This is a genomic window from Kribbella orskensis, from assembly GCF_004342085.1.
Lineage (GTDB): Bacteria > Actinomycetota > Actinomycetes > Propionibacteriales > Kribbellaceae > Kribbella > Kribbella orskensis.
This window is the reverse complement of sequence record NZ_SLWM01000026.1, coordinates 23,362-48,786: the sequence shown is the minus strand read 5'-3', so window position 1 is coordinate 48,786 and position 25,425 is coordinate 23,362. Positions and strand designations below refer to the sequence as shown.

The following is a 25,425-nucleotide window of genomic DNA, read 5'->3' as shown; positions in this document are numbered from 1 at the left end:
GGCATGAACCTGGTCCCCGAGTCCCTGCGTGGGTACCGCCGGGCCTGGCTGTCCCGCGACATCGTCGCCGGTCTGACGCTGTCGGCGGTGGCGATCCCCGAGGTGATGGGCTACACGTCCATCGCCGGGACGCCGATCGTGACCGGGCTCTACACCATCATCTTCCCCACCCTGATCTTCGCCCTGCTGGGCTCCTCGCGGCTGCTCGTCGTGGGCGCGGACTCGGCTACCGCCGCAGTGCTCGCCGCGGGTCTGACCGGTCTCGGCATCGCCGGAGTCACGCCCGGATCGCCCGAATGGCTCGCCCTCGCCAGCCTGACGGCGCTGGTCTGCGGTGCGATGCTGGTCGTGGCGCGGCTGCTGCGGCTGGGCTTCATCGGGGACTTCCTGAGCGCGTCGGTACTGATCGGGTTCCTCACCGGCGTCGGCATCCAGGTGCTGTCAGGCCAGATTCCGGACCTGCTCGGCATCCCCAAGGGCAGCGGCAACTGGTTCGAGCAGCAGTGGCACTGGATCACCTCGCTGTCCTCGATCAGCCTCGGCACGTTCGCCTTCGGGCTGGCCACGATCGTGATCATCCGGGTCTTCAAGCGTTTCATCCCGGTCGTCCCAGGTGCGATCGTCGCCGTCGTGCTGCTGACCGCCATCTCCGCCCTGGCCGACGCACACACGCACGGAGTGTCGGTGGTGGGTGCCGTGGAGGGCGGATTCCCGCCGATCGGCCTCCCGTCGGGCCTCTCCTGGTCGGACGTGTCCAAGGTGCTGCCGACCGCCCTGTCCTGCTTCGTGCTCATCGTCGCCCAGAGCGCCGCCACCTCCCGCAGCTTCGCGTTCAAGCACGGAGACGCCGTCGACATCAACCGGGACATCGTGGGGCTCAGCGGCGCCAGCCTCGCCGCCGGCCTCAGCGGCACCTTCGTGGTCAACGGCAGCCCGACCAAGACGCAGATCGTCGACGAGCAGAAAGGGCGCACCCAGCTCGCCAACCTGACGATGGCAGCCGTCGCGTTGCTGTTCACGTTGTTCCTCACCGGGCTACTGGCCGACATGCCCACGGCCGTGCTCGCCGGGATCGTGTTCCTCATCGGCGTCAGCCTGATCGACCTGCCCGGCCTGAAACGGCTGTGGGGGCGACGCAAGAACGAGTTCGCGGTTGCTCTGATCACGACGGTCACCGTCTTCGCCGTCGGCGTCGAGCAGGGAATCATCCTCGCCATCGCACTCTCGCTGCTCGACCTCGTCCGGCGGCAGTACACACCGGGCGACTTCGTCATCGGTCAGAACCAGGCCGGCGAACCGACCTACCTGCCGGCAGTGCCAGGCACACAGAGCCTGCCCGGGCTGGTGGTCTTCCGCTACGACGCGGAACTCTTCTACGCCAACGCGAACCGCTTCGCCGACCACCTCGAGTCGGTGATCTCCGCCGCTCCCGACCCGGTCCGCTGGGTAGCGCTGGACTGCGGCGCGATCGACGACATCGACTACTCGGCCGGGGTCACCCTGGCCAACCTCGTCAACTACAGCCGGGCTCACAACGCCCGCTTCGTGCTCGTCCGGCCGGATACCCAACTGCTCGCGACGCTCCGGGCGTACGGGATCCTGGACACGATCGGCGAGGACAACATCTACCCCAGCCTTGAGACGGGCTTCGAAGCCTACCGAGCCGACCCCGGTACGGCGCCTGCGGCGGCCCAGGACCCAGCAGACCCCACCTGACGGCGCAGCGCACGCACAATCGATCAGGCAGACCTCGATGCGCTGCAGGTGAAGACGCTTGCGTAGCTCTCGGCTACGACGTGCCGGCGGTGGCGGGTTCAGCCGGCGGAGCTGTCCGGGCCGCGGCAGTCTCCCGGCCGGCTCCGACGAGGACCTGGACGAGGGCCAACAGCACGAGGACGAGCGCGAGCGACCAGAACAGCCGCGACGGCGAGATGTCGTTGCCCCAGAGCAGGACCACGGCTCCTAGCGCGGCGACGACGACCCGCAGCCACCGGGCGTTGGCCGCCGTCCACCGGCCGGCCCCGCCGACCGGGCTGTCGGCCAGCGCGGCGCCGATCCCCTCCAGACCGCCGGTGACGGTCGTGCGCACAGCGGTCCCGGACCGGTTGGGTCCCGCGAACCAGCCGACGACCACCAGGATCAGACCCAACCAGAGGAACACCTGCCGACCGCGATCGAGGTAGCTGAGCAGCGTGTCGTAGAAGACCCTGCTCGCTGGACCGAAGTCTGTCCCCGCCAGTTGGTCGATGAACAACTGCCGTCCGACCGACAGGGCCAGCGCCACCACCAACGCGTTCGCCGCCAACAGCGCACCGATGATCACCGTCATGTGCGGCCGTCGGCGCGCGAGCAGGAGGGCAGCCAGGTAGAGCACCGCCACGACCACGATCAGCCACTGGGCTAGCGGGTTGGCGAAGGCGTAGACCGTCCTGAGTTGCTTCAGCTGGGGCGCCTCCATCAGCACGATCTGCCGGTCCTTGTCAGGGATCGGCACGTTCTGCACGATGGTGAGTCCCCGGTCGACCAGCCGCTGCTTGACCTGCTCGATGACTTCGGAGACGTCGAGGACGACCTGGTCCCCCTGCAGCGACACCGCGCCGGACTCGTCACCCGTCAGGAGGCGATGCAAGGACTGCTGGGCCCTGGTATTGGCGGCGGTCCACAGATCGGCAAAAGCATCCGAGGCGATGAACTCCCGTACCTGCCGGTCGATCAAACCGTTGATCGCCGCAGACAGCGGCCCCACGAGTCGCTGCAACCGCGGCCGGTCGGTGATGACACCGGCGAACACGTCGTTGAGGATCGCCTCGATGTCGACCTGTTGCTGGATCGCAGCGGTCACCTTCGTCGCCAGCGCGTCCTGTACCTGCGGCGAGTTCACCAACGGACCGACGGTGTTCACGTACCGCTCCGTGTCGTTCAGCGTCCGCTGCCCCCAGTACGCGATCGCCGCCGGCGTCGTCAGCAGCGCCGCCAACACCAAGCAGACCACCGCCGCGATCGAGCGCCCCCGCGACGGCCGCTCCGCCGTCGGCACCTCGACCGGCACCGTTGGCACCGGACCACTGGGCGCCGTCGCCGCTGGATCGGACATGCTGTGCCTCCCATGAGGTGGGCTATCTGTCTCACCCAATGTGCTCCAGGGCTGGAACCCGGGCATCACCCATTTCGAGTGAACGCGGCGGCCGTCCTGACCGGATGCCTGGCTGGTCGGGCACAACGACCGCAGTGGCTCATCGCGCGCGGAGCAGGCCCCCGCGATGAGCCACCATCGCCGACCGGCTGTCAGGTCCTCGGCTGGAGCCGGTTCTCACTGGATCAATGACTGGTTCGGGGCCGCGATCTACTCGTTGCTCTGCGCATCGAGCGCATCGAGCGCCTCGAGCTCTGCGACCTCGATGGCGACGTCGAGCGCCTCGACGATCCTCCCGGTCGCCGAGGCGATCCGCGCCGTGCCCACGATCGGTGCGATCGCGGCCAGTACACCGCGGACCTGCTCGGCGTCGGCACCCACCTCGCTGGCCACGCCGAGGTTCATCAGGTACGAGATCGGCGCCGCGTCGACCGCGACCAGTGCGGCGATGCGCACGAGCATGAGGGTCGCCGGATCGAGACTCGACGCCTGGACCGAGGCGGCGGTCATCTGTGCGAGCAGGTCGAGGACCGGCCTCTCGGTTGCGGATTCAGACATGGTGCATCCCCTCGTTCGCGGTTCGGTGGCTGGACAGCTGCTGGTCCGATTCGATCCGAACTGCGACGCTTCCGCATCATCCAGTCCGCATGAGAACGCGGCTTCATCCGGGAGGGGTGATGCAGAACGTTCCCGCGGGCGGTCGAATAGTGGTCGACCGACGCCCTCGAGCGACCACCTGAGGAGGAGCGACATGCCCGGACTCAGACGATCGCCCTTCAGGACACGTGTCCGGATGGTCGGCTGACCACCATGGCCGCGCTCACCAACGGACCCGACGCCAGACCGCCTGGGTGGCAGGAGTACGTGCCTGGCGTGGGACTGGCCAGGTCGTACGAGCGGGCGTGGCTGCCCAAGGATGTCGTCGCCGGCCTCGTCTTGTCGGCGCTGCTGGTGCCGCAGGGGATGGCGTACGCCCAGCTGGCCGGGCTGCCGCCGGTGACCGGGCTCTACACCTCGATCCTGTGTCTGCTCGGCTATGCGGTCTTCGGGCCCTCCAGAGTGCTGGTCCTCGGTCCCGACTCGTCCCTGGGCCCGATGATCGCGGCGACGGTCGCACCCCTGCTTCTCGCCAACGGTGATCCCGCTCGAGCCGTCGCGCTCGCCTCGATGCTGGCGATCATGGTCGGCGTGGTGATGGCGGTCGCCGGGCTGGCCCGGTTCGGCTTCGTCGCGGACCTGCTGTCGAAGCCGACCCAGATCGGCTACATGAACGGGCTCGCGCTGACCATCGTCGTAGGTCAGCTGGCCAAGCTGTTCGGGTTCTCGATCGATGCCGACGGGCTGGTGGAGGAGGCACGCGCCTTCGTGTCGGGGCTCGCGAACGGCGAGGCCAACACGACGGCCGCGATCCTCGGGGTGGGATCGCTGGCCGGCATCCTGCTCCTGAACCGGCTGCTGCCCAAGCTCCCGAGCGTCCTCATCGTCGTGGTGCTGGCCGCCCTCGCGGTCAGCACCTTCGACCTCGAGTCGGACGGCGTCGACACGATCGGCGTACTCCCCCAGGGTTTCCCGCCCTTCAGCATTCCGTCGATCAACTGGAGCGACGTGGCACCGCTGTTCCTCGGGGCGCTCGCCATCGCGGTCGTCGCGCTCGCGGACACGATGTCGACGGCATCGTCGTTCGCCGCCCGCAGGGGCGAGCGGGTCCGCGGCAACCAGGAGATGATCGGCATCGGTGCCGCCAACATCGCGGCCGGGTTCTTCCAGGGCTTTCCGGTCAGCACCAGCGGATCCCGCACCGCCGTCGCCGATCAGGCCGGCTCCCGGTCCCAGGTGACGGGCGTCGTCGGCGCCGGAGTGATCACCGTGGTCCTGGTGTTCGCCACCGCCCTGATGCAGCACGTGCCTCAGCCGACCCTGGGCGCGATCGTCATCGCCGCCGCGCTGTCGCTGGCCGACATCGCCGGGACGCGCCGGCTGTGGCACCAGCGCCGGATGGAGTTCGCGCTGTCCATCATCGCGCTGCTCGGCGTGGCCCTCCTGGGAGTGCTGCCCGGCATCCTCATCGCCGTGGGCCTGTCGATCCTCAACGTCTTCCGGCGCGTCTGGTGGCCGCACCGGGCCGAGCTCGGTCAGGTGGAGGGGATCGCGGGCCTGCACGACACCGAGAGCTACCCCGACGCCGACCTGCTGCCCGGTCTGGTCGTCTACCGTTTCGACGCGCCGCTGATCTTCGCCAACGCGCGGATGTTCGGTGACGCGGTGCGGGAGATGGCCGAGGATCACCCGGATCTCCGCTGGATCATCGTTGCCGCCGAGCCCATCACCGACGTGGACACCACGGCCTCCGACATGCTGCAGGAGCTGGACGCCTGGCTCAACGCGCGCGGTGTGTCCCTGGTCTTCGCGGAGATGAAGGACCCGGTGCGCCAGAAGATCGAGCGGTACGAGCTCACGCGCACCATCGACCCGGCGCACTTCCTCCCGACGCTCGACGAGGCAGTCGCGGAGTACAGACGGCAGACGGGCGCGAACTGGCGCGACCCGAAGGAGAAGACGAGGTGACGACGACGGTTGCGGGCGACAAGCCCAGTCCTGTACGGGTCGCCGAGAAGCCCACGCTGGTCGCATTGTGGCGGACGGCGATCGGCCAGCTGGCGGGGACCCGATGACCCGCCTGGCCCCTCCCGACCCGGTCGAGGAGCGACTCGCCGACCGGCTGAGCGCTCGCTACGGCAACGGCGGGCCGTCAACGATGGTGTGGGTGCTGCGCAAGCTCGGCAAGGTCGACCGTGAGGTGTATCGTGCCGTCGCCGAACTGCCCACACCGTGGCTCGACACTCCGCTGCGCCGGGTGTCCGGCTTCGCCAACTTCTCCAAGCCGTGGTTCCTCGTCGCGGCGGTGCTGGCCCTGTTCGGCGGAGCCAAGGGTCGCCGCGCCGCCGTGACCGGTGTGGCCGCGATCGGAGTGACCTCGTTCGTCGTCAACCAACCGATGAAACTGGCCGGGGAGCGCCGCCGCCCGCAGCGTACGCACCTGGGTGTCCCTGAGAAGCGGTGGGTGCGGATGCCGTCGTCGGCCTCGTTCCCCTCCGGTCATTCGGCGTCAGCGGCCGCGTTCGGGGTCGCGGTCGGCGCCGCGCTGCCGCAGCTCAAGGTGCCACTGCGAGGGGCAGCCGCGGTCGTTGCGTTCTCCCGCGTGTACACCGGCGTGCACTACCCGGCTGACGTCGTCGCGGGCGCATCGGTCGGTGTCGTGCTCGGGGGTCTGACCGCGAAAGTGGCTGCGCGGCTGGCAGCCAGACGCGCTGTTTCCTCCTAGGCTCGGCGGGCCACCCAGAGCTCCTCGGCCGGCCACTGCGAGGCCCACTCGACCGAGACGATCTCGTAGTACGGATGGTCCGTCGCATCGGCCGGCGCGTAGATCTCGTGCAGCCGCTCGACCATGAAACCGGACAGGCCGAGCAGCCGGATCCAGTCGCCGTGCGACGGATGAAACTCGGCCCCGCCGCCCGGCCACCGAACGTGATAGGCCGCGCGTTGGCCACGTTGGAGCCGGTCCGAGGCGACACCCTCGTCGTCAGGGACGCAGAGCGCCGACAACAAGCTGTTGGTCAGGAACACGAGTCGTCCACCCGGCCGCAACAGCCGCGCCGCCTCGGGAAGCCAGCGCTCCGGGTCGCACCACGCCGCAGTACCGTGCTCGCTGACCACGAGGTCGAAGGAACCGCCCGCCAGTGGCACATGCTCCGCATCCGCCTGCAGCAGCGGGAAGCTCGGACCCGTCCGACGCTGGAGGTCACGGGCCGTCAGCAACTGTTCTGCCGACAGGTCGACGGCCACCGCACGAGCGCCGGCCCTGGCCAGCCACGCCGAGCAGTACGCCGTACCGCAGGCCAACTCGAGCACGTCGAGCCCGGAGACATCTCCGAGCGCACCGAGCCTCAGTTCCGGTACCGCGAACAGGCCCCACGCCATGTCCGGCTTCGACCAGAGCGCCTCCGCCGCGGGACCGGTGAAGCGCTCGTTGACCAGCGCCCACAACTCACGGTTCAGGGCGATCTCGTCAGCCCGGCCTGCCTCCACCTCACACTTGGGCGCCGGCTGGATAGCCGGGCGCCTGTCGGCGCTGGGTCCACCCGGCGCCCCAGTGCAAGAGGTCGAGAAGGCCGGCCAGGACCACCCAGAACCAGTCGAAGCCGTGCAGGCCGCCCCCCGTATAGAGGATCACGTACATGAGAGTCGCAAAGGGCAGGAAGATGATGCCGAGCAGTGGCCAGAACCACGTGTCGAAGGCGGCGTCCACCAGCTTGGGTCGTGCCACCCAGACGATGAACAGGGCCAAGCGCGGAAATATGCCCGCAAACAAGGCGAACAAGCACCCCATGTCACTCCTAACGCGCACTCCTGGCCCGTCACCGGATGGACGGTCGACTTGGATCGTCGCGCGGGGGCCGGACGTGGGCATCATCCGCGCGGGGTGAATTCATGACGTTCGAGTTCGACCCCGCGAAGCTATTCGACCCCGCGAAGCCAGAGGTCCGCGGAGAGGCTTACTTGGCCGCGTTCTTGACCTCTGTCGCGCTGTCCGCGTCGACCTCCTGCTTCATGACCTGGTCGGCATGCGACAACGCCTTGTCGACCTCCGCGACCCACTGCTCCTCGAACAGCGCCACGATTCCCGAACTGTTGAGCGGGAGGATGTCTTCGACCTCAGCCTTGATCGCCTTCTTCTCCCGGTGAGACTTGAGGCCACCGATCCCAAGGCCCGCACCCGCACCGACCGCCGCGCCGGCCAGCAGGCTGGGCGGGAAAATGAGGCCGATGACCGCACCACCGACCGCACCCCACGCGGCTCCCTTGCGGGCCGAGTGGAAATCGTCGTCGACGTTGATCTTCCCGTCGGAGCCGCGGCTGACCAGGACGAGCCCGTCGACCGTGATCACGTCGTCCTCGGCGAGCTGCTTGATGGCGGCCCAATCGTCCTGGGCTCCTTTCGCGTCCGGGTAGGCGGCGATGTACAGGTCGACTGGAACGTTGCTGTCAGATCCCACGATTTCCTCCTCTTGACCCGGCGACCGGCACAGAAACAGCCGATACCTCTTGTCCTCACCCTGCCTCCGGCTCCGACGGAAGGCCTCACCCCGCGCGGACGATCAACCATCGGGTCGCGGATGGGTGGTGCCGGTTCATCCGTTGGGGGTGACGACTTCGGCAGCGGGCTCGACAGAGGCTGAGCTGAAGGCAACCGCCGTCGCCGTCCCGGCGGCCACGTCGACGGGGTGAGCCGCGCCCGCCGAGCCGCGACCAACGAGGAGTGACGTTATGCCTGTGCAGTTCCGTGGGAAGGTCAATGTCGACATCCGGGACTCCGAGCCGGACTGGACGCCCTTCGAGCCGCCGAAGGCGCCGGAGGGTGCGCCCAATGTCGTCTACATCGTGCTGGATGACGTCGGCTTCTCGGCGATGAGCAGCTACGGCGGCCCGATCGAGACCCCCAACATCGACGCGATCGCCTCGCGCGGCGTGCGCTTCACCCAGTGGCACACGACGGCGCTGTGCTCGCCGACCCGGTCGTGCCTGCTCACCGGTCGCAACCACACGCGCAACAGCATGGCCTGCATCACCGAGGCGGCGATCGGATTCCCGAACGCGAGCGGCACGATCCCACCGGAGAACGGGATGCTCCCGGAGATCCTCGGGGAGCGCGGCTGGAACACGTACATGGTGGGCAAGTGGCACCTGTGCCCGACCGACGAGATGAACCTCGCGGCGACTCGTCGCAACTGGCCGAGCGGCCGGGGCTTCGAACGGTGGTACGGGTTCCTCGGGGCGGAGACGAACCAGTGGTATCCCGATCTCGTCTACGACAACCACCCGGTCGATCAGCCCCGCTCGCCCGAGCAGGGCTACCACCTCACCGACGACCTCACCGACAAGGCGATCGAGTTCATCAAGGACGCCAAGTCGATCGCTCCGGAGAAGCCCTTCTTCCTGTACTACGCACCCGGTGCCTGCCACGCACCGCACCACGCGCCGAAGGAGTGGATCGAGAAGTTCGCGGGCCGCTTCGACCAGGGCTACGAGGCGATGCGGGAACAGACCCTGGCCCGGCAGAAGGAGCTCGGTCTGGTGCCGGCCGACACCGAACTGCCTCCGGTGAATCCGATCGGCACGCCCCAGACCCGCACCGGTCCGGACGGCCAGCCGTTCCCGGAACTGGACTACACCCGCCCGTGGGACACGCTGAACGACGACGAGAAGCGCCTCTTCGCCCGGATGGCCGAGGTGTACGCCGGGTTCCTCGGGCACGTCGACCACCACATCGGCCGGTTGCTCGCCTACCTGGAGCAGACCGATCAGTTGGAGAACACGATGGTGGTCGTCGTGTCCGACAACGGCGCGAGTGGTGAGGGCGGACCGAACGGGTCGGTCAACGAGATGAAGTTCGCCAACGGGATCCCCGACGACCTGGCCGAGAACCTCGCGAAGCTCGACGACCTGGGTGGCACGAAGACGTACAACCACTACCCGAACGGCTGGGCGATGGCGTTCAACACGCCGTTCAAGATGTGGAAGCGCTACGAGTTCAACGGCGGTACCGCGGACCCGTGCATCATCTCGTGGCCGATGGGTTCGTCCGCCCGCGGCGAGATCCGGCACCAGTACCACCACGCGATCGACATCGTCCCGACGATCCTCGACGTCCTCGGCGTCGATGCCCCGGAGACGATCAAGGGACACACCCAGAGCGCCTTCGACGGGATCAGCATGCGGGCCAGCGTCGAGGACGCGTCCGCCGCGTCCGGCAGAACGACACAGTTCTACTCGATGCTGGGATCCCGCTCGATCTGGCACGAGGGCTGGAAGGCGGTCACCACCCACCCGACCGTGTCGGGCTGGGCCAACTTCAACGCCGACGAGTGGGAGCTGTACCACGTCGATGTCGACCGGTCCGAGATCCACAACCTCGCGGCGGAGCAGCCGGAGAAGCTGCGCGAACTGGTGAACATCTGGTTCGCCGAGGCCGGCGCGAACAACGCCTTCCCGCTCGACGATCGCTCCGCACTGGAGATCCTCACTACCCCCCGGCCCCAGCTCAGCGCGCCGAAGGACCGGTACGTGTACTACCCGGACACCGCCCCGGTCTCGGAGTGGCAGGCGGTCAACACCCGTGGCCGCTCGTTCGTGATCGGTGCACTGGTCGACATTCCGGAACCTGGAGCCGAAGGCGTGCTGTTCGCCATGGGGGCCCGGTTCGGCGGTCACGCCCTGTACGTGAAGGACAACCGGCTTCACTACGTGAACAGCTTCGTCGGCGCGGTGGAGCAGCAGGTGGTCGGTACGACGGACATCCCGACGGGTGGGAATCTGATCCTGTCGGCCTCCTTCGAGAAGGAAGGGATGGACGCCGAGGCCGCGTCCGGAACACTCTCGCTCTACCACGGGGACGAGAAGGTCGGTGAGGGACACATCAAGACTCAGCTCGGCGCCTTCGCCATCGCAGGATCAGGTCTCTACGTCGGCAGGCACAACGGTGAGCCGATCACCGACGACTACCCGGGCGAGCCCCCGCACACGTTCACCGGTGGCACGATCAACCGGGTGGCGATCGACGTCAGCGGCGAGCCGTACATGGATCTCGAACGCGAAGCCGCTCTGATGCTGATGCGCGAGTAGGAGCCCGCGATGAGCACAGAACAACGGTCGGACACCCACCTCTCGTCCTGGAACGACACCCCGACGCGCCAGGCGTTGGTGGACTACGTCGACCGCGCGATCCAGGAGGGCGGGGCGCTGTACGTTCCGCCCTCCGAGCGGATCGCGGTGTTCGACAACGACGGCACGCTGTGGTGCGAGAAGCCGATGCCGCCCGAACTCGGTTTCGTTCTGCAGCGGCTGGCGGAGATGGCCGAACAGGACCCGAGCCTCCGAACCCGCCAGCCCTGGCAGGCCGCCCGGGAGAAGGACTATGCCTGGCTCGGGGGCGTGCTCACCAAGCACTACCACGGCGACGACAGCGACGTGAAAGTCCTGCTGGGCGGCATCCTGCAGGCGTTCGCCACGGTCAGTGTCGACACCTACGCGGAGCTGGCCGAGCGATTCCTCCTGACCACGCACCACCCCACGCTCGGCCGCCGGCTCCGGGACTGCGCCTACCTCCCGATGGTCGAACTGTTGCACTACCTGGAGGCCAACGGATTCACGACCTACATCGCGTCCGGAGGTGACCGCGACTTCATGCGACCGGTCACCTCCGAGATCTACGGCATCCCGGCCGAGCGGGTGATCGGCAGCTCCGCCGGGCTCAGGTACCAGGAGGACGACAGCGGAGGATCACTCGTCTACCAGGCCGAGATGGACGTCTTCGACGACGGTCCGATGAAGCCCGTCCGCATCTGGAGCCGGACTGGTCAACGGCCCGTGATCGCCGGCGGAAACTCCAACGGCGACATCCCGATGCTCCAGTACGCCGGGCTTCCCTCGCGTCCCGGGCTCCGGATGCTGATCCTGCATGACGACGAGGAACGCGAGTTCAGCTACACCTCCGGGGCGGAGACCTCGCTCGAGCGGGCCCGCGCACAGGACTGGACGGTGGTGAGCGTCAAGAACGACTGGGCAACAGTCTTCGCCGAAGTCTGAAGGGTCAGGGCCGCACACGGTCCCCACCGGCGGTACGGCGCCGGCGGGCGACCAGGATGACGACGCCGATCGCGACGGTGGTGATTGCGCCGGAGATGATCACCGAGGCGAGCGGGAAGCCGGCCAGCGCCGTTCCGACGAGATAGGCCAGCCCACAGGTGAAGACCGACCAGATGGTTCCGCCGATGGCCGACCACAACAGGAAGTGCCGGTACGGATAGGCCGCGAGCCCGAGAGTCGCGTTGACAACGAATCTCAGTCCGGGCAGGTAGCGTCCGAAGATCAGCAGCAGTGCGGCGCTCGAGCCGATGAAATTCATCCCGGCCGCGACCTTCTGGTGCCGCATCGCCGCATCCAGCCGCGGCTTGAACCTGTCCCTGTTGCGCCGGGCGATCCAGTAAAGCGCCGAGTCGCCGCCGACGGCTCCAGCGGCACCGGCCACCATGATCAGCGCCAGGTTCAGCACCCCCTGGGACGCCAGCGTGGAAGCGGCGTTCAGAGTGGTCTCCCCCGGGAAAACCGCGCACAGCGCATCGCCGAACACGAGCAGGAACACTGCGAGGTAGGCCCAGTTCCCACTGCTCTCGTCGATCGTGGAGAAGCCGTCGCCGCCACTCAGGATCTGCAGCGCCACGACGATGATGAGTACCACGGCGACCACGAGCAGGATGACAACCACCGGGTGCCTGAGCCGGTGCCGGCGCTCCCGCTCCTCCGCTGCGTTCTCCACCGGTTCAGTCATCCGGTGACCCCTGGCGGATGGTATACAGGCCGAGCACTGGCGACACCCCCGCGATGGAGGCGTAGGCAAGACTTTCCGGGATGAGCACCGCCCACACCGTCAGGCCGGCGACCAGGTCAGCAGTTCCTTCTCCTTGATCTCCATCAGGTCCATTCATGGCCTCGTTCGTGGTGAACTCGCGGATTCCCGGCCGAGGGCGATGCGCACCAGCTCGGCCAGGGCCGCGCGGAGGCCCTCTGGGGCCCTTGCGGAAGGCGATGAACCCGGATGCTGGGGTGCGATGCGCACCCGGAGAACGCCGGGCCGGATCCGGAACCGCAGCGGCGCATCGAAGACCAGCGCCTCCCCGTCGACACCTGCCGGAAGGGGCCGGTCGGCATCGACCTCGAAGGACGTGGCGGACCACTCGCGCCAGGGCCGCTGAAGAGCGCCGCCTGCCTCGCCATCACCGGAGGGTTTCCCGATGACGGTGATACCGAGTAGGCCGTCGTCGATCCGGGGCCGCGTGCCGGAGCCGACGGCACGACCGAGGCGGTACTTGTTGTTGGAGACGAGCACAGCCGCACCCCCGCTGTGTTCGTTCCCACCCGGTCCCGACCAGCGCATGTCGAATTCGCTGCCACCGGTTCCGAGCACGTCGGGCACGGTGTCGAGAATGGTCCGGATCTTGGCGGCGCGGTAGCCGGTGCGCTGGACCGCCTCGGCATACAGGCCGAGCGACACGTTGTTGACGAACACGCGGCCGTTGACCTCGGCCAGGTCCACCAGCCGCTCGCCGCCGTCGACGAAAGCGTCGAGGGCGCCGACGACATCGTCGCGGTCGACCCCGAGGTCGAGGGCGAAGTGGTTGCGGGTGCCGGCGGGCACGCAGGCGTACGGGAGTGAGAGCTCGGCGGCGATCGCGGCGACGACCGCCTGCGAGCCGTCTCCGCCGGCCATCGCGAGTCCGTCCGCTCCGCTCTCGACCGCGCGGCGGACGAGGACTTCGAGGTCGTCCCCACGCTTCAGTTCGATCGGCTCGATCCCGCGCTTGCGCGCCTCCTCGGCCAGTGCGAAGCGTTCTGCCTTGCCCCCGCCGGAGAGCGGGTTGTAGAACAGCACCGCTCGCTTCGGGGCCGGGGCAGATGGCAGGTCGACGTGACTGGCGTAGCTGGCACGCGCCGCTGCCAGTGTGGCCAGGAGTCCCGCCACGACGACAAGGACTGCGAGGACTCCCCCGCCAGCAATAAGGAAGGCCAGGGCGCCGGCAAGGGCCAGGCCTGCCACCGTCAACCCCACCACGCGCGCGGTCCCCCGCCGCAGTACGCCGTACCAGGCCGCCGCAGCGGCAATCACCACACAGACCAGCAGACCGAGTCCGCGCGGGAAGTGGTCCACGGCGACGACCACGCCGAGCACGATCGTCGCCAACCCCACCAGCAGCGCGACGGCCGCCGCGAGTCGCCGCCTCATGGAATACCGTCCTCAGGGTCTCGGTCCCGGCGTCGAGGCCCGACGCCAAGGCCATCCTGTTCGCCCGCGCCGGTCGAGGCATCACACAGACCGGATGATTTGCCCTCCCGCGAGCCGTGCCCAGCCGGGTGGGGAGGAGGCTGGGGGCCCGGTTGACCGTGGCCGCGCTAGTATTGGGGTCGATAGCTAGGCAGCATCTCTTGGTGAGGCCTGTCCCGGCGGCGGTTGTTTGTGATGACCGGCGCTCAGGCCGTCTGCTGGTGGTCGTTCCGACACGGTGGGCGGTTCCGTCGGAGTTCGAGAGGTTGATCGCCTGCGGAGGCGGTGGGGCCGAGCCGCGCTGTCGAGTGGCCGATACGGGCCGCTCCGCGCGACGTCTCGTCGGCCGCGTCGATGGCCTGCGGTGTTGTCGTTCCGCCATGGCAAGGGGTGCCATGGCAGTTTTGAGGAGGATTCCTTGGCCCGACGAGGCCAGCGCCAGTCCGGCGCCAGCAGTACTGCGTCACGTCGTCGGCGTCGCGTCCGCGATGTCGAGGTCGACGGCATCCTGCCGGTGCTCGCGAAGGCCGTGCGGGAGGTCGAGGGGGCCGTCGAGCGCGCGAACGTGCGGCCGTCGGTGCGGACCAAGTTCCAGGTCGTCGCCCTGCTGGTGCGCGAGGAGCGGGCCCGGGTGAACGCCGACCCGAGCGCCACCGACGCCTATCGGGCCGAGCAGCTCAGGCGGCTCGACGGGATCGCGACGATCCTCGCGAAGACCGCCGCTCGCGACACCTCGCTGCTTGCCCTGCTCGCCGAGGACGCTGTCATGTCCGAAGCGGCCGTGTCGCTCAAGCGCGAGATGTTGCTCGCGGCCGGTGCGGAGCCGCCCGCCGAGGAGCCCGCGCCCAGTGAGCCTCCGACCACGCCCGAAACGAATGCCCGGCGGGTCGTGCCGCAGTCAGTTGTCTCGCGGCAGCTTGCCAATCCTTTCCTCGCTCCCGACTTCTCGTCCGCCGCGCCACGGGAGCCGCAGGCCCGGCGCCTGGCCGGCTGGGAGCTGATCGGTCCCCTGCTCAAGTCGTTCGAGTACGCCGCCGCCTCGGCGAGCAAGACCTTGCCGGAGCCGTCGTCCCTGCGCGCGCCGGGTGCCCTGGAGCTGATGCCGCACCAGGCGCGTCTGGTCGCCGCCGCTGCCGCCGGTCATCGGACCTTCCTGCTGGCCGACGAGCCGGGTCTGGGTAAGACGGCTCAAGCTCTGCTCGCCGCGCAGGCCGCGAACGCCTACCCCCTGCTGGTCGTCGTACCGAACGTCGTGAAGACCAACTGGGCCCGGGAGGCCCACCTCTGGACGCCGAAGCGGACCGCGACGGTGATCCACGGCGACGGGGACTCGATCGACGGGTTCGCCGACATCGTCATCGTCAACTACGACGTCCTCGACCGGCATGTCGGCTGGCTCGGCGACCTCGGCTTCCGCGGCATGGTGGTCGACGAGGCCCACTTCATCAAGAACAAGAAGTCCCAGCGCTCGCGGAACGTGCTCCAGCTGTCCGAGCGGATCCGGACCCGTACCGCGCGGCCGCTGCTGATGGCGCTCACCGGTACTCCGCTGATCAACGACATCGAGGACTTCACGGCGATCTGGCAGTTCCTCGGCTGGATCGACGACAAGGCGCCGCGCGCCGAGCTGATGGAGTCCCTCGAGCGGAGCGGCCTGACACCGGCCGACCCTGGGTTCTACGCCGCCGCCCGCGCCAGCGTGATCGACCTGGGCATCGTCCGTCGCCGCAAGGTGGACGTGGCCGCCGACATCCCCGCCCGTCGCGTCGCCGACCTGCCCGTCGAGCTCGACGATGCCGCCGGCCGGTCGATCCGCGAGGCCGAGCGCGAGCTCGCCGACCGCCTCGTGGCGCGGTACCAGAGCGCACTCGCGACGCGGAACTCCGACGCCCCGGTGGACGGCATCGACCACGAGCTCGTACGCCGGGTCGCCGGGTGGGAGCGGTCCGACCCCGACACCGCGAAGACCGGCGAGAACGTCTTCAGCCTGGTGCGCCGGATCGGCAACGCGAAGGCCGGCCTGGCTGCCGACTACGCCGCGCAGCTCGCGCACAACGTCGGCAAGGTGGTCTTCTTCGCCCGGCACATCGAGGTGATGGACACCGCCGAGAAGCTCTTCACCGAGCGCGGTATCCGCTACTCCTCGATCCGGGGCGACCAGACCGCCAGGACGCGCCAGAAGAACATCGACGCGTTCGTCAACGACCCGGACGTCTCCATCGCGGTCTGCTCGCTGCTGACCGCCGGCGTGGGCCTCAACCTGCAGGTCGCCTCCAACGTCGTGCTGGCCGAGCTCTCCTGGACCAACGCCGAACAGACGCAGGCCATCGACCGCGTCCACCGCATCGGCCAGGAGGAGCCCGTCACCGCGTGGCGCATCATCGCCGCGCAGACCATCGACACCAGGATCGCGGACCTGATCGACACCAAGGCCGGACTTGCCGCCAGGGCACTCGACGGCTCGGACGAAGAGGTGTCGTCGTCGGCCGACTTCCAACTCGAGGCACTCGCGGCCCTGCTGACGAACGCACTCACGGCATTGCCGTAGCAGCGGCTGGGAGCTCGTCCCAGAGCACGTTGGACGGCACCGGCGTCAGCCAGCCCCACCGGAAGCGCTATCCGGTTTGCTCTGGTAGTGGTTCTACGTAGACCCACTGGCCGTCTTCGCGGGTGAAGCGGCTGTTCTCGTGCTGGTCGTCAGGCCGGCCGTCGAGCGTGAAGTGGGCGCGGAACTCCACGGTTCCCTCGGTGTGGAAGGCGCTGCCACCGGTCGTCCTCAGGATATCGAGGCCAGTCCACTCGATGTTGTCGTCGAACCGCAACGCGGGCGGCCGCGTCTCGGCGGACCAGGTGCGCAGCAGGTAGCGAGCGTCGCGGACGGCGAAAGCGCTGTATCGGGAGCGCATCAGTCGCTCTGCCGTCGCTGCCGTACTCCGGCCCTGGTGCAGCGCGCCACAGCAGTCTCCGTAGGTGGCGTCGAGGCCACACGGGCAGGGCGCCGCGGGCGACAGCGGGGAGACCGCCGGCCGGCGGGCGGAACGTTTGGCCATCCCCCGATTGTGGCGGACGGCCCGGGCGCCACCAACTGCCGGCCGTGGGTCGCGATAAATTGCCTAAGGCAACGAACGTGCCGGATCCTCCGGTGCCCTCGCACGGTCAGTCACCACCTGTACAAGGCGTATCCCAAGCTGGACGTCAGCAGACGCGCCCAGCTCGCACAGCTCGACCTGTGACCCAGCCGCGCCCAGTACCGGTCGTCCGAGCACCAGTCATCTGACAGATTCAGGCGGACCAGACCGGCCCACTGGGGTTGAGTAGTTCACCGCATGTGGTGGGGGCCTGCCGCGCCTGACGATGAGCGCATGACGAAAACGATTCAGCCCTCGCAGACCTCCGCGTTCTACGCCCAGGCGATCGCGTCGTTCGCCATCTCGCTGACCTCGATGGGCCTTGCCCTGGTCTACCTGCCTGCTGCTGGGTGGGTCCGGGCCTTCCTGGGGCTCGGCCTGTTGTACCTGGTCACGTCGACGGTCACGCTTTGCAAGGTGGTGCGGGACCGGCAGGAGATGTCGGTGGTGACCAATCGCGTCGATCAGGCGAGGCTCGACAAGTTGCTGGCTGAGCATGATCCGTTCAAGGTGGACGCCTGACGACGACGCGCGGGCCACTGGATCACCGCTACCGCGCTGAGGACCAAGACGCCGCCGAGTAGTTGAACGACACCCAGGGACTCGCTGAAGGCTGTTGCTGCGAGGGTGACTGTCACTACTGGTTCCAGGGTCGACAGGATGGACGCTGTCGACGGGCCGACCCGGTTCAGACCCGCGAAGAACAAGAGGATTGCGGCCACGGTGCTGATCAGCGCAATCGCGATCAGCCAGGTCCAGCCGGCGGCGCCGAAGGTGAGGTTCGGGCCGCCGCGGACCGCGGAGACCAGGGCGAACGTGCAGGTCGCGCCGGTGCAGACGAGGGCGGTCAGGGCGAGCGGTGGCATCCCCTGGCCGACACGGTCGCCGGCGAGGATGTAGAGGGTGTAGGCGAGCGCGGCGCCGAAGCCCATCGCCGTACCGACGGCGTCCAGGCTGCCTGAGGCTGCGCCGCCGAGGACGAGGGCGGTCCCGACGGAGGCGATCAGCAGCGCCGCGATCCTGCGGGTCGACGCCCGTTCCCGGCCGAGTGCGATGGCACCGACCATCACGAGGGCAGGGTAGACGTAGAGGATCAGCGCGAGCAGGGAGGCGTCCATCCGCTCGAGCGCGCCGAAGAACAGCCCGGACTGCGTCGCGTAGCCGATGCCGCCCATCGCGAGCCCGGCGACTACCGACCGGCGGGGCAGCCCACGCAGGGCACCGGTCGCCCCGGCCACGACCAGCAGCAGCGCGGCCGCGATCGCGAAGCGGACGAGCAGCAGATCCCCGACGTCGACCTGCGCGTCGTACGCAAGCTTCCCGAAGATCGCCATGGCGCCGAAGCAAACGGCCGAGAGGAGGCAGAGGAGAGGTCCCACGTGACGATGCTGACAGCGGGCAACTGTTCACGTCCATCTCCTCTTTGTGCACGAAACCGGGTAGCTTTTGTGAACGATGCTCGACCTTCGCCGACTCAGACTGCTGCGCGAACTGGACGCCCGTGGGACCGTCCACGGCGCGGCCCGGGCGCTGGGCTATACCCCGAGCGCGATCTCCCAGCAACTGACGGTGCTCGAGCGTGAGGCCGGCGCCAAGTTGCTCGAGCGCACCGGGCGCAACGTGCGGCTCACCGACGCGGGTCGCGTGCTCGTACGGCATGCGGCCACGCTGCTCGACGGCATGGAGGCGGCCGAGGCGGAGGTGGCCGCGATCGCGGCCGGGCACCCGGCCGGCGTAGTACGGGTGTCGGCGTTCCAGTCGGCGTTCCTGCGGATCGTGGCGCCTGCCGTCGCCGCGCTGGCGCGGAGCCATCCCGACATCCGCGTCGAGGTGACCGAGGCGGAGGTCGAGGAGTCGGTACCCGCCCTTCGCCTGCGGCAGCTCGACGCGGTGGTCGGCGACGAGTACTCCGGCCAGCCGCGTCCCGTCCACAGCGATCTCATCCGGGAGTCGCTGGTACGAGAGCAGGTGCGCGTCGTCCTGCCCGAAACGCATCCGCAGGCGAGCCAGAGCCGCGTGCGGATGGCGCAGCTCGCTGACGCGCGGTGGGCCGCTTGCCAGCCGGGCACCGGTCATCGCGAGATGCAGATCCGCGCGTGCCGGGAGCTCGGCGGGTTCGAACCGGATCTGCGCTACGCGTCGGACGATTTCCTGATCCTGGTGGAACTGGTCCGTACGGCGGGCGCCTGCGCGCTGCTGCCCGACCTCGTGGTCGGCTATGGCACACCCGGCGTCGCGGTGCGGTCGTTCGCCGAGGGAGCGATCGACCGCGAGGTCTTCCTCCTCACCCGAGCGACCCGGACGCCCGCGGTCGAGGCCGTCGCCGCCGCGCTCCATCAGGCGACTCCCTGACGAGCGTGAATACTGGAGGGACCCAGGTGAAGGCGGTGAGCTCAGTCGTGAGCGGTCAGGAACCCCAGGACATCTCGGACCCCGGCACGGATCTCGAGTACGACCTCGCCCACGAGACGGGTCGCGGGACCGCCTCGGTCACCCCGCCGAGCCAGGAGGACCACGAACCGGTGGTCACGGCGACACCGGAGTACGACGGCGACTACTCCTACGACCTGGCACACGACGTGCCCCGGCCCACCAAGGACTGATCAGGTACTGCGTACTCGCCGGCGCGGGATCTCCTGGGCCAGTTCGACGACGAAGCCGTCGGGGTCGGGGATGTGCAGGGTTCGGTGACCCCACGGGCGATCGGCCGGAGGGCTGAGGATCGGTACCTGCAGCTTCGTCAGGCGGGTTGCCTCGGTGTCCACGTCGTCGACCAGGAGCACGATCTCGGCGGCTGGACCTGGGGTCACCGGGTGGGCGGTCAGCCATTCGGCGCGGCGGCGTTCGTACAGGGCGAAGCGGGTGCCTTTGGTGGCGAACTCGGCGAAGCCGGCGTCGGTGAACTTGTGCGGCAGACCGAGGATGTCGCGGTAGAAGGCGATGGACGCGTCGAGGTCGGAGACGTAGAGGATGACGTAGCCGATCTGGTCCATGGGGGCACGCTACGCCGGGAGGTTCGGGGCGAGGCTCTATTGTGGGCCCGGTTCGGTGGGCGACCTTGGGAAGGCTTTGATGGCGTCGAGGAGACCGCGGCGGCGGTTCAGGTCGCTGATCGTCGTGCTGGTCATACTGGCGGGCTTGCTGGTGGTCGCCGATCGGGTGGCGGAGTCGTTCGCCGAGGGCCGACTGGCGACGATGGCGGCGGACGAGGCCGCGCAGTACGACGTGCAGGCAGCGGATACGTCAGTCGAGGTCGGCGGATTCGGGTTCCTGCCCCAGGTCGCCCGGGGCGAGTTCTCGCAGATCACGTTGACGATGGATCAGCCGACAATCTCCAAGGTGCCGGCGGAGGACCTGACCGTGGTGATGAACTCGATCCAGGTACCGCGCGAACTACTCACCGGCGATACGAGTGCGCCCGTGAACGTAGGGACGGCCGACGTCCACCTCCGGTTGTCACCTGCCGCGCTCACGAAGGTCGCTCGGACCAGTGGGCTGGACGGACTGTCGTTGCGGATCGTCGGCGGGAAGTTGCAGGCACGGGTGACCGTCCGGGGCGTCGAGGCCCGCGCGACGATCCAGCCGCAGGCGCAGAACGGGCGGATCAGGCTGACGGTGGGTGAGCTGCCGAGCACGGTGCCGTCCGTCGTACGGAACGCGATCGACAACCAGCTCGCCCGGGGCCTCGAGATCCCGGAACTGCCGTTCGGGGCGTCGCTGAAGGCGATCACGGTCGACGGCCAGGCGGTCCTGCTCACCGCGACCGCCTCCGACATCCAGCTGAACGGGGCTTAGAAGGCCCTTGGGTGGTGATCTGTCGCGATATATCGTTGAGCTATCGCAGCGGTACTTCGTGAGGGACGGTGGTTGGGATGACCGGATCGGCGTACGTGGGTTGGTGGCCCTGGCAGCAGCGGGTCGCGCAGCATTGCTCGATCGTGGAGGACATCAAGCGGGAGTTGTTCGCCGCCATGGGCGGCCGGCGCGTCCACGGTGGACATGGCGGAACCGGCACCCATGGCGGGCCGAATCCGTTCGGCGCCGAGTGGGGCATGTTCGGCGGATCGAAGTTCGGGCCGCCGTGGGCGCAGGGTGGACCGCGCGGCTGGCGGGGCCCGAAGGCACGGCGCGGTGACGTCCGGGCCGCGATCCTCGCGGCGCTCGCCGCGCAGCCGATGAACGGCTACCAGATCATCCAGGAGATCGCGTCGCGCAGCGGCGGAGCATGGAAGCCCAGCCCGGGCTCCATCTACCCGACCCTGTCGCAGCTCGAGGACGAGGGCCTGGTCACGGCGGACGCCGCGACAGGACGCCGTACCTTCTCACTCACCGACGAGGGGCGCACCTACGTCGCCGAGCACGCTGAGGAAGTGACAGCTCCCTGGGAGGCGATGACCGCCTCTGCCGACGACGACGCGGACGGCTTGAAGCCACTGCTGGGACAAGTCGGTACTGCGTTGTGGCAGATCCTCGCCGCCGGTACTCCGGACCAGCAGGCCCAGGCCCGCACAGCGCTGATCGAACTGCGCCGCACGCTGTACGGAATCCTCGCCGACGACGAGCAGGACCGGTCATGAGCCAGCATCTCCCTAGTCCCAGAGGCTCATCGGCCCGGCGGGGCCCGCTCCGCATCGGCGACGCGGAACGTGACCAGGCGGTCGCAGTACTCAGTGATCACTTCGTGGCCGGGCGGCTGACGCAGGAGGAGTTCGAGGAGCGCAGCGGCCAGGCGACCCGGGCGCGGTACGACGACGACCTGGCGCCGCTCTTCGACGATCTCCCGGAGCCCGCCGCGGCGCAGTCGGGGCCGAACAGGTGGTCGCCGGGCTTCCGGTCCGGTCCGCAGCGGATGGGCCCGCCACCCATCCTCTGGTTGCTGCCGGTGCTGATGATCGGCCTGGTCGTCGCCACCATCACCTTCGCCGCGCCCTGGTTCCTGTGGGTGTTCTTCTGGATCGCGCTGCTGGGCGGACCGCATCACCACCGCCGCTGGCAGCACCCGCACCGTCGCTGAGCGATGCGCGCCGATCCCCGGCTGTAATCAGGGGGTAAACACCAAGAAGACAAGGGGTTCAAGCAGGTGGGAATGCGAGCAGGAGGGACGTAGGCTGCGTTCTGACTGGCGCACCGCCAGGCGCTGCAGGGGGGAACTGCATCATGAGCGACTTATGCCTGCCGTCTGATCGACAACTTCCGCACGCCGCCCCACTGAACAGGAAACTCGAGTAGTGCCATGGGCGCCGTCAGCCGGATGCTCGTGTGGATCTCCGGAGCATCGGCCGGTATCGGGGCCGCCCTGGCGGCGACGATCCCCTACGAGGCGGAGATCGTCGACCTCTCGCGACGCGGTGGTACGCCGGGGACACAGCACGTAGCGGTGGACCTCGCGGACCCGGCGTCGTGGCCGCTGGTCGAGGAGGACTTCACCCGCCGGCTGGCCGACTTCGACGGCGACCGGGTCGTCTTCGTGCACAACGCCGGCACGCTCACCCCGTTGGGACCCGCCGGCGTGGTCGACACCGCGCAGTACACCCGGAACGTCTTGCTCAACTCGGCGGCGGCGCAGGTCCTGGGACACGCCTTCCTGCAAGCGGTGGACGGCCGGGACTTCGAACAGCACCTGATGATGTTGACGTCCGGCGCCGCGCTCTGGCCGTACGAGGGTGAGTCGAGCTACTGCGCCGGCAAAGCCGCAGTGGACCAGTGGGTCCGAGCCGTCGGACTGGAGCAACAACGCCGAAAACCTGGATGCAGGGTGATCTCCGTGGCGCCCGGCGCGGTCGACACCGCCATGCAGGAAGAACTCCGGGCGGCCGCCGAGGAGCAGGTCCCGAACGCCCGCCGCTTCCGCGAGCTCGAGGCGACCGGCGGCCTCGCCAGACCCGAGGACGTCGCCCGAAGGATCTGGTCCCTACTCAACCGCGACGTGCCGAACGGCGCCGTCCTGCACGTCCAGGACCTGTGAACCAGTACTGCGTTACTGCGTGGCCAGGTCTTCGTAGATGGTCCACGCTGCCTCGCGGAGTTGTGCGGCGGTGGCTGCGTCGAGGCCCTTGACGGGGAGGTCGATGTCGACGGGGTGTTCGTTGAGGAGGGTGATGAGGAAGACGCAGGCGGCCAGGTAGCTGCCGGGGAGCGCGGGGTGGCTGTTGTCCGCGTCGTGGAGTCGCGGCTGGTCGTGGGTGGCGAGGAAGCGTTCCCAGACCATGCCGACGGGGACCAGAGTGGCGCCGAGTTCAGCGGCGATGGTGGCGTAGGCGGTGGTCAACGCCTGCTGGGTTTCCGGGGCGTTCCTGCGCGCCCACGTCATGTACAGCGCGGTCTGGGCGCCGGCTGCTTTGATAGCGGCATCGAAGTCCCGAACGCTGTCCTGCATCCGCGCCGCGTTCTTGACCGGCAGAGTGCTCTGCTCCTGCAGCACCACCACGTCATGCCCGCCCTCGGCGATCGCCGCCAACGCAGTACCCGCGTTCAGGTGCTGCCGAAGCGAGGCACCACCCGCCGAGATCAGCCGATGCTCGACCTCATGCCCCCGCACCTTCGCAAGCGAAGCAACCAGCCCAGGCAGATTGTTCCGCGCCGTAAAGCTGTTCCCGACATAGAGGATCCGCACAGCTATGACAGTAGCGCCGCGGCAGCGATGATCCGCTGGTTTACCTCGGGGACCTCGCCTGAGCCGTCGACTGGGATGACCAGGTTGCGGGTGCGGTAGGCCTCGAGGACTGGGAGGGTGCGGGCGGTGTAGAGCTCGAGGCGGTGGCGGATGACTTCTTCGGTGTCGTCGGAGCGGTGTTGGGCGGCAGCTCGGGCGAGTAGGCGCTGGACGAGTTCGTCGGAACCGACCTCCAGTACGACGGCGCCGTCCAGCGCGTGACCCTGCTCCGCGAGGAGGTCGTCGAGCACTCCCACTTGCTCGAGTGTGCGGGGATAGCCGTCCAGGACGAACCCCTGGTGGGTGTCGTCCGCGGAGAGGCGTTCGCGCACCATCTCGTTGGTCAGCTCGTCGGGCACGTACTCCCCCGAGTCGAGGTACTGCTTGACGCGCGCGCCGAGCTCCGTCCCGTCGGCCACTCCGGCCCGGAAGATGTCGCCGGTGGAGATGGCCGGTACGCCGAGCCGCTCGGCCAGGACCTTCGCCTGCGTCCCTTTCCCGGCCCCGGGCGGCCCCGTCAGGACAACGATCGTCATCGATCCCCCTCAGGGTCACGCGGGCCGGTGCCCGCCGAGTGAATCCCCCAGGCTAGCGGCCCGGCCGCCTCAATGACCGGTACGCGGTGTTTCGCGGAGCCTGCTCAGCCCAGACGAGCCGCTACTCGCACGTCAGGTGGTAGTCGTGCTTGCCGCTGACGTTGTTCGGCTCGTCGACGACCAGGGCCTGGGTCAGCTCCACCCGGTCGGCGTTGTCGTCGAGGTCCACCTTGGTCTCGAGGATGCTGTCGCCTTCGGGGATCGACTGCTCGAGCTGCTCCGAGGGCGGGAAGATGTTCGATTCCCAGTGGTACTTGATCTTGGTCGCCGCGTCCGCCGTGACGGTGGCTCGCAGCGTGAACGGCGCGGTGCAGAAGACCTTGCTGGAGGAGGGCTCGAGGAAGTTGACCTTGGTGATCTTCCCGTCGTCGCCGCGGAAGAGCACCAGCCAGGCGATCAGGGAGACCGCGACGATCAGAGCGGCCGCCAGAACCGGGGAGAAGGCCGGTCTTCCAGGCGCAGGCGCAGCAACGGCCGCGCCTGCCGGGACGGGTGGCGGACTGGGTGGGTACGGCGCTGGGGTGGCGTCGCCGACCGGGGTGGGCTCCAGGACGGGCTGTTGTTGCTCGGCCGGAGCGGTGACGGAGCGCAGGATGAAGGGCCTGGAGGACTCGACCATGAACCCGGACTCATCGGCGAGGAACCGCTGATAGGTCCGCAGCGCCTCCGCCCGGGCCGCGGCGAAGTCTGCCTGCTGGAGGTCGATGATGTCGGCGCCGCGACACACGAAGCCGTACAGAAGATCCAGCGGCCGCCCGAACTCGTCGGTCACCGAGCCACCGGCGGGACTCCCGTCCAGATCCGCCGGGGTGAGCCGCTGGGTCAGGTAGACCACGGTCACGTCACCCGCCGCGAGGCCGTTGATCCGGGAGAACCTGGGTGCACCCTCGGGCGGGAAGTCGCCGCTCGCGGCCTGCCCGAGGACGCCGTACTCGTTGCTCTGGACAAGGAAATCGGGAACCAGCAGGGACTGGTAGCCCTTGCGCCGACCGCGCGCGACCAGGAAGGCCCATCCGTGCACCGGGTGATCGGACACTCGC

Annotated in this window: 27 protein-coding genes; 13 read left to right on the top strand and 14 right to left on the bottom strand. The window is 68.7% G+C overall.

Features of this window, described 5'->3' with window-relative positions; genetic code table 11:
• Positions 1–3: 3 nt before the first annotated feature.
• A complete protein-coding gene (locus tag EV644_RS38015; protein WP_132195662.1) occupies positions 4–1,716 on the top strand; it encodes a SulP family inorganic anion transporter in 1,713 nt (570 codons plus the stop codon).
• A gap of 73 nt (positions 1,717–1,789) precedes the next feature.
• Here EV644_RS38015 and EV644_RS38010 read toward each other — a convergent pair whose 3' ends face one another.
• Together EV644_RS38010 and EV644_RS38005 are read right to left on the bottom strand one after the other, a co-directional pair.
• A complete protein-coding gene (locus EV644_RS38010; RefSeq protein WP_132195664.1) occupies positions 1,790–3,094 on the bottom strand; it encodes a hypothetical protein in 1,305 nt (434 codons plus the stop codon).
• A 249-nt stretch (positions 3,095–3,343) separates the two neighbouring features.
• Entirely contained in the window at positions 3,344–3,691 is a 348-nt protein-coding gene (locus EV644_RS38005) for a carboxymuconolactone decarboxylase family protein (RefSeq protein ID WP_132195666.1), read from the bottom strand.
• 252 nt (positions 3,692–3,943) lie between these two features.
• On the opposite strand from EV644_RS38005, the gene EV644_RS38000 reads away from it, so the two are divergent.
• Both EV644_RS38000 and EV644_RS37995 read left to right on the top strand, forming a co-directional pair.
• Positions 3,944–5,698, top strand: coding sequence for a SulP family inorganic anion transporter (locus EV644_RS38000; protein ID WP_132195668.1), 1,755 nt, complete (start codon positions 3,944–3,946; stop codon positions 5,696–5,698).
• Positions 5,699–5,801: 103 nt separating this feature from the next.
• Positions 5,802–6,455: a phosphatase PAP2 family protein gene (locus EV644_RS37995; RefSeq protein ID WP_199240238.1), complete on the top strand. Its 654-nt coding sequence runs from the start codon at positions 5,802–5,804 to the stop codon at positions 6,453–6,455.
• Here EV644_RS37995 and EV644_RS37990 read toward each other — a convergent pair.
• The 3 genes from EV644_RS37990 to EV644_RS37980 all read right to left on the bottom strand — a co-directional run bounded on the left by EV644_RS37990 (position 6,452) and on the right by EV644_RS37980 (position 8,187).
• Positions 6,452–7,219 carry a class I SAM-dependent methyltransferase gene (locus EV644_RS37990; protein WP_199240237.1) on the bottom strand — a complete coding sequence of 256 codons (768 nt, stop codon included), beginning with the start codon at positions 7,217–7,219 and terminating at the stop codon, positions 6,452–6,454. The two genes, EV644_RS37995 and EV644_RS37990, sit on opposite strands and share 4 nt — an antisense overlap.
• A gap of 1 nt (position 7,220) precedes the next feature.
• On the bottom strand, positions 7,221–7,478 hold the full coding sequence (locus EV644_RS37985) for a hypothetical protein (protein ID WP_199240236.1): 258 nt from the start codon (positions 7,476–7,478) through the stop codon (positions 7,221–7,223).
• Positions 7,479–7,686: 208 nt separating this feature from the next.
• Positions 7,687–8,187: a DUF1269 domain-containing protein gene (locus EV644_RS37980; protein ID WP_158293047.1), complete on the bottom strand. Its 501-nt coding sequence runs from the start codon at positions 8,185–8,187 to the stop codon at positions 7,687–7,689.
• Positions 8,188–8,458: 271 nt separating this feature from the next.
• On the opposite strand from EV644_RS37980, the gene EV644_RS37975 reads away from it, so the two are divergent.
• Positions 8,459–10,813 carry an arylsulfatase gene (locus tag EV644_RS37975; protein WP_132195674.1) on the top strand — a complete coding sequence of 785 codons (2,355 nt, stop codon included), beginning with the start codon at positions 8,459–8,461 and terminating at the stop codon, positions 10,811–10,813.
• A gap of 9 nt (positions 10,814–10,822) precedes the next feature.
• Positions 10,823–11,776, top strand: a complete 954-nt coding sequence (locus EV644_RS37970) for an HAD family hydrolase (RefSeq protein WP_132195676.1) — start codon at positions 10,823–10,825, stop codon at positions 11,774–11,776.
• 4 nt (positions 11,777–11,780) lie between these two features.
• On the opposite strand, the gene EV644_RS37965 is transcribed toward EV644_RS37970, so the two are convergent.
• From EV644_RS37965 to EV644_RS37955, 3 genes are read right to left on the bottom strand one after another with little or no spacing between them, the layout of a single operon-like run.
• Complete coding sequence (locus EV644_RS37965) at positions 11,781–12,518, bottom strand: DedA family protein (RefSeq protein WP_132195678.1); 738 nt, start codon at positions 12,516–12,518, stop codon at positions 11,781–11,783.
• Positions 12,511–12,675 carry a SulP family inorganic anion transporter gene (locus EV644_RS37960; protein WP_242001039.1) on the bottom strand — a complete coding sequence of 55 codons (165 nt, stop codon included), beginning with the start codon at positions 12,673–12,675 and terminating at the stop codon, positions 12,511–12,513. The genes EV644_RS37965 and EV644_RS37960 overlap by 8 nt, the downstream gene beginning before the upstream one ends.
• The gene (locus tag EV644_RS37955; RefSeq protein WP_132195680.1) at positions 12,672–13,970 is read right to left on the bottom strand and encodes a diacylglycerol/lipid kinase family protein; all 1,299 of its coding nucleotides are present in this window, start codon (positions 13,968–13,970) and stop codon (positions 12,672–12,674) included. Before EV644_RS37955 ends, EV644_RS37960 begins: the two co-directional genes overlap by 4 nt.
• Positions 13,971–14,427: 457 nt before the next feature.
• On the opposite strand from EV644_RS37955, the gene EV644_RS37950 reads away from it, so the two are divergent.
• Positions 14,428–16,557 carry a DEAD/DEAH box helicase gene (locus EV644_RS37950; RefSeq protein WP_132195682.1) on the top strand — a complete coding sequence of 710 codons (2,130 nt, stop codon included), beginning with the start codon at positions 14,428–14,430 and terminating at the stop codon, positions 16,555–16,557.
• A gap of 67 nt (positions 16,558–16,624) precedes the next feature.
• Here the strand turns inward: EV644_RS37950 and EV644_RS37945 are convergent, their stop codons facing one another.
• Complete coding sequence (locus EV644_RS37945; RefSeq protein ID WP_132195684.1) at positions 16,625–17,059, bottom strand: YchJ family protein; 435 nt, start codon at positions 17,057–17,059, stop codon at positions 16,625–16,627.
• Between the two features lie 312 nt (positions 17,060–17,371).
• Between EV644_RS37945 and EV644_RS37940 the strand changes: the two genes are divergently transcribed.
• The gene (locus EV644_RS37940; RefSeq protein ID WP_132195686.1) at positions 17,372–17,659 is read left to right on the top strand and encodes a YiaA/YiaB family inner membrane protein; all 288 of its coding nucleotides are present in this window, start codon (positions 17,372–17,374) and stop codon (positions 17,657–17,659) included.
• Here EV644_RS37940 and EV644_RS37935 read toward each other — a convergent pair.
• Positions 17,602–18,516 carry a DMT family transporter gene (locus EV644_RS37935; RefSeq protein WP_132195688.1) on the bottom strand — a complete coding sequence of 305 codons (915 nt, stop codon included), beginning with the start codon at positions 18,514–18,516 and terminating at the stop codon, positions 17,602–17,604. The two genes, EV644_RS37940 and EV644_RS37935, sit on opposite strands and share 58 nt — an antisense overlap.
• A gap of 76 nt (positions 18,517–18,592) precedes the next feature.
• Here EV644_RS37935 and EV644_RS37930 point away from each other — a divergent pair, with 76 nt between their 5' ends.
• Both EV644_RS37930 and EV644_RS37925 read left to right on the top strand, forming a co-directional pair.
• Positions 18,593–19,489 carry a LysR family transcriptional regulator gene (locus EV644_RS37930; RefSeq protein ID WP_132195690.1) on the top strand — a complete coding sequence of 299 codons (897 nt, stop codon included), beginning with the start codon at positions 18,593–18,595 and terminating at the stop codon, positions 19,487–19,489.
• A 35-nt stretch (positions 19,490–19,524) separates the two neighbouring features.
• Positions 19,525–19,740 carry a hypothetical protein gene (locus EV644_RS37925; protein WP_132195692.1) on the top strand — a complete coding sequence of 72 codons (216 nt, stop codon included), beginning with the start codon at positions 19,525–19,527 and terminating at the stop codon, positions 19,738–19,740.
• On the opposite strand, the gene EV644_RS37920 is transcribed toward EV644_RS37925, so the two are convergent.
• Complete coding sequence (locus EV644_RS37920) at positions 19,741–20,130, bottom strand: VOC family protein (protein WP_132195694.1); 390 nt, start codon at positions 20,128–20,130, stop codon at positions 19,741–19,743.
• Positions 20,131–20,209: 79 nt separating this feature from the next.
• On the opposite strand from EV644_RS37920, the gene EV644_RS37915 reads away from it, so the two are divergent.
• The 4 genes from EV644_RS37915 to EV644_RS37900 all read left to right on the top strand — a co-directional run bounded on the left by EV644_RS37915 (position 20,210) and on the right by EV644_RS37900 (position 23,102).
• Complete coding sequence (locus tag EV644_RS37915) at positions 20,210–20,932, top strand: LmeA family phospholipid-binding protein (protein WP_132195696.1); 723 nt, start codon at positions 20,210–20,212, stop codon at positions 20,930–20,932.
• Positions 20,933–21,009: 77 nt separating this feature from the next.
• The gene (locus EV644_RS37910) at positions 21,010–21,714 is read left to right on the top strand and encodes a PadR family transcriptional regulator (RefSeq protein WP_132195698.1); all 705 of its coding nucleotides are present in this window, start codon (positions 21,010–21,012) and stop codon (positions 21,712–21,714) included.
• Positions 21,711–22,151 carry a DUF1707 SHOCT-like domain-containing protein gene (locus tag EV644_RS37905; protein WP_132195700.1) on the top strand — a complete coding sequence of 147 codons (441 nt, stop codon included), beginning with the start codon at positions 21,711–21,713 and terminating at the stop codon, positions 22,149–22,151. The genes EV644_RS37910 and EV644_RS37905 overlap by 4 nt, the downstream gene beginning before the upstream one ends.
• 219 nt (positions 22,152–22,370) lie before the next feature.
• Complete coding sequence (locus EV644_RS37900; protein ID WP_132195702.1) at positions 22,371–23,102, top strand: SDR family NAD(P)-dependent oxidoreductase; 732 nt, start codon at positions 22,371–22,373, stop codon at positions 23,100–23,102.
• Between the two features lie 12 nt (positions 23,103–23,114).
• Here EV644_RS37900 and EV644_RS37895 read toward each other — a convergent pair whose 3' ends face one another.
• The 3 genes from EV644_RS37895 to EV644_RS37885 all read right to left on the bottom strand — a co-directional run bounded on the left by EV644_RS37895 (position 23,115) and on the right by EV644_RS37885 (position 25,421).
• Positions 23,115–23,750 carry an SGNH/GDSL hydrolase family protein gene (locus EV644_RS37895; protein ID WP_132195704.1) on the bottom strand — a complete coding sequence of 212 codons (636 nt, stop codon included), beginning with the start codon at positions 23,748–23,750 and terminating at the stop codon, positions 23,115–23,117.
• A gap of 2 nt (positions 23,751–23,752) precedes the next feature.
• Positions 23,753–24,325, bottom strand: coding sequence for an adenylate kinase (locus tag EV644_RS37890; protein ID WP_132195706.1), 573 nt, complete (start codon positions 24,323–24,325; stop codon positions 23,753–23,755).
• 121 nt (positions 24,326–24,446) lie between these two features.
• Positions 24,447–25,421, bottom strand: coding sequence for a hypothetical protein (locus tag EV644_RS37885; protein ID WP_132195708.1), 975 nt, complete (start codon positions 25,419–25,421; stop codon positions 24,447–24,449).
• Positions 25,422–25,425 lie beyond the last annotated feature (4 nt).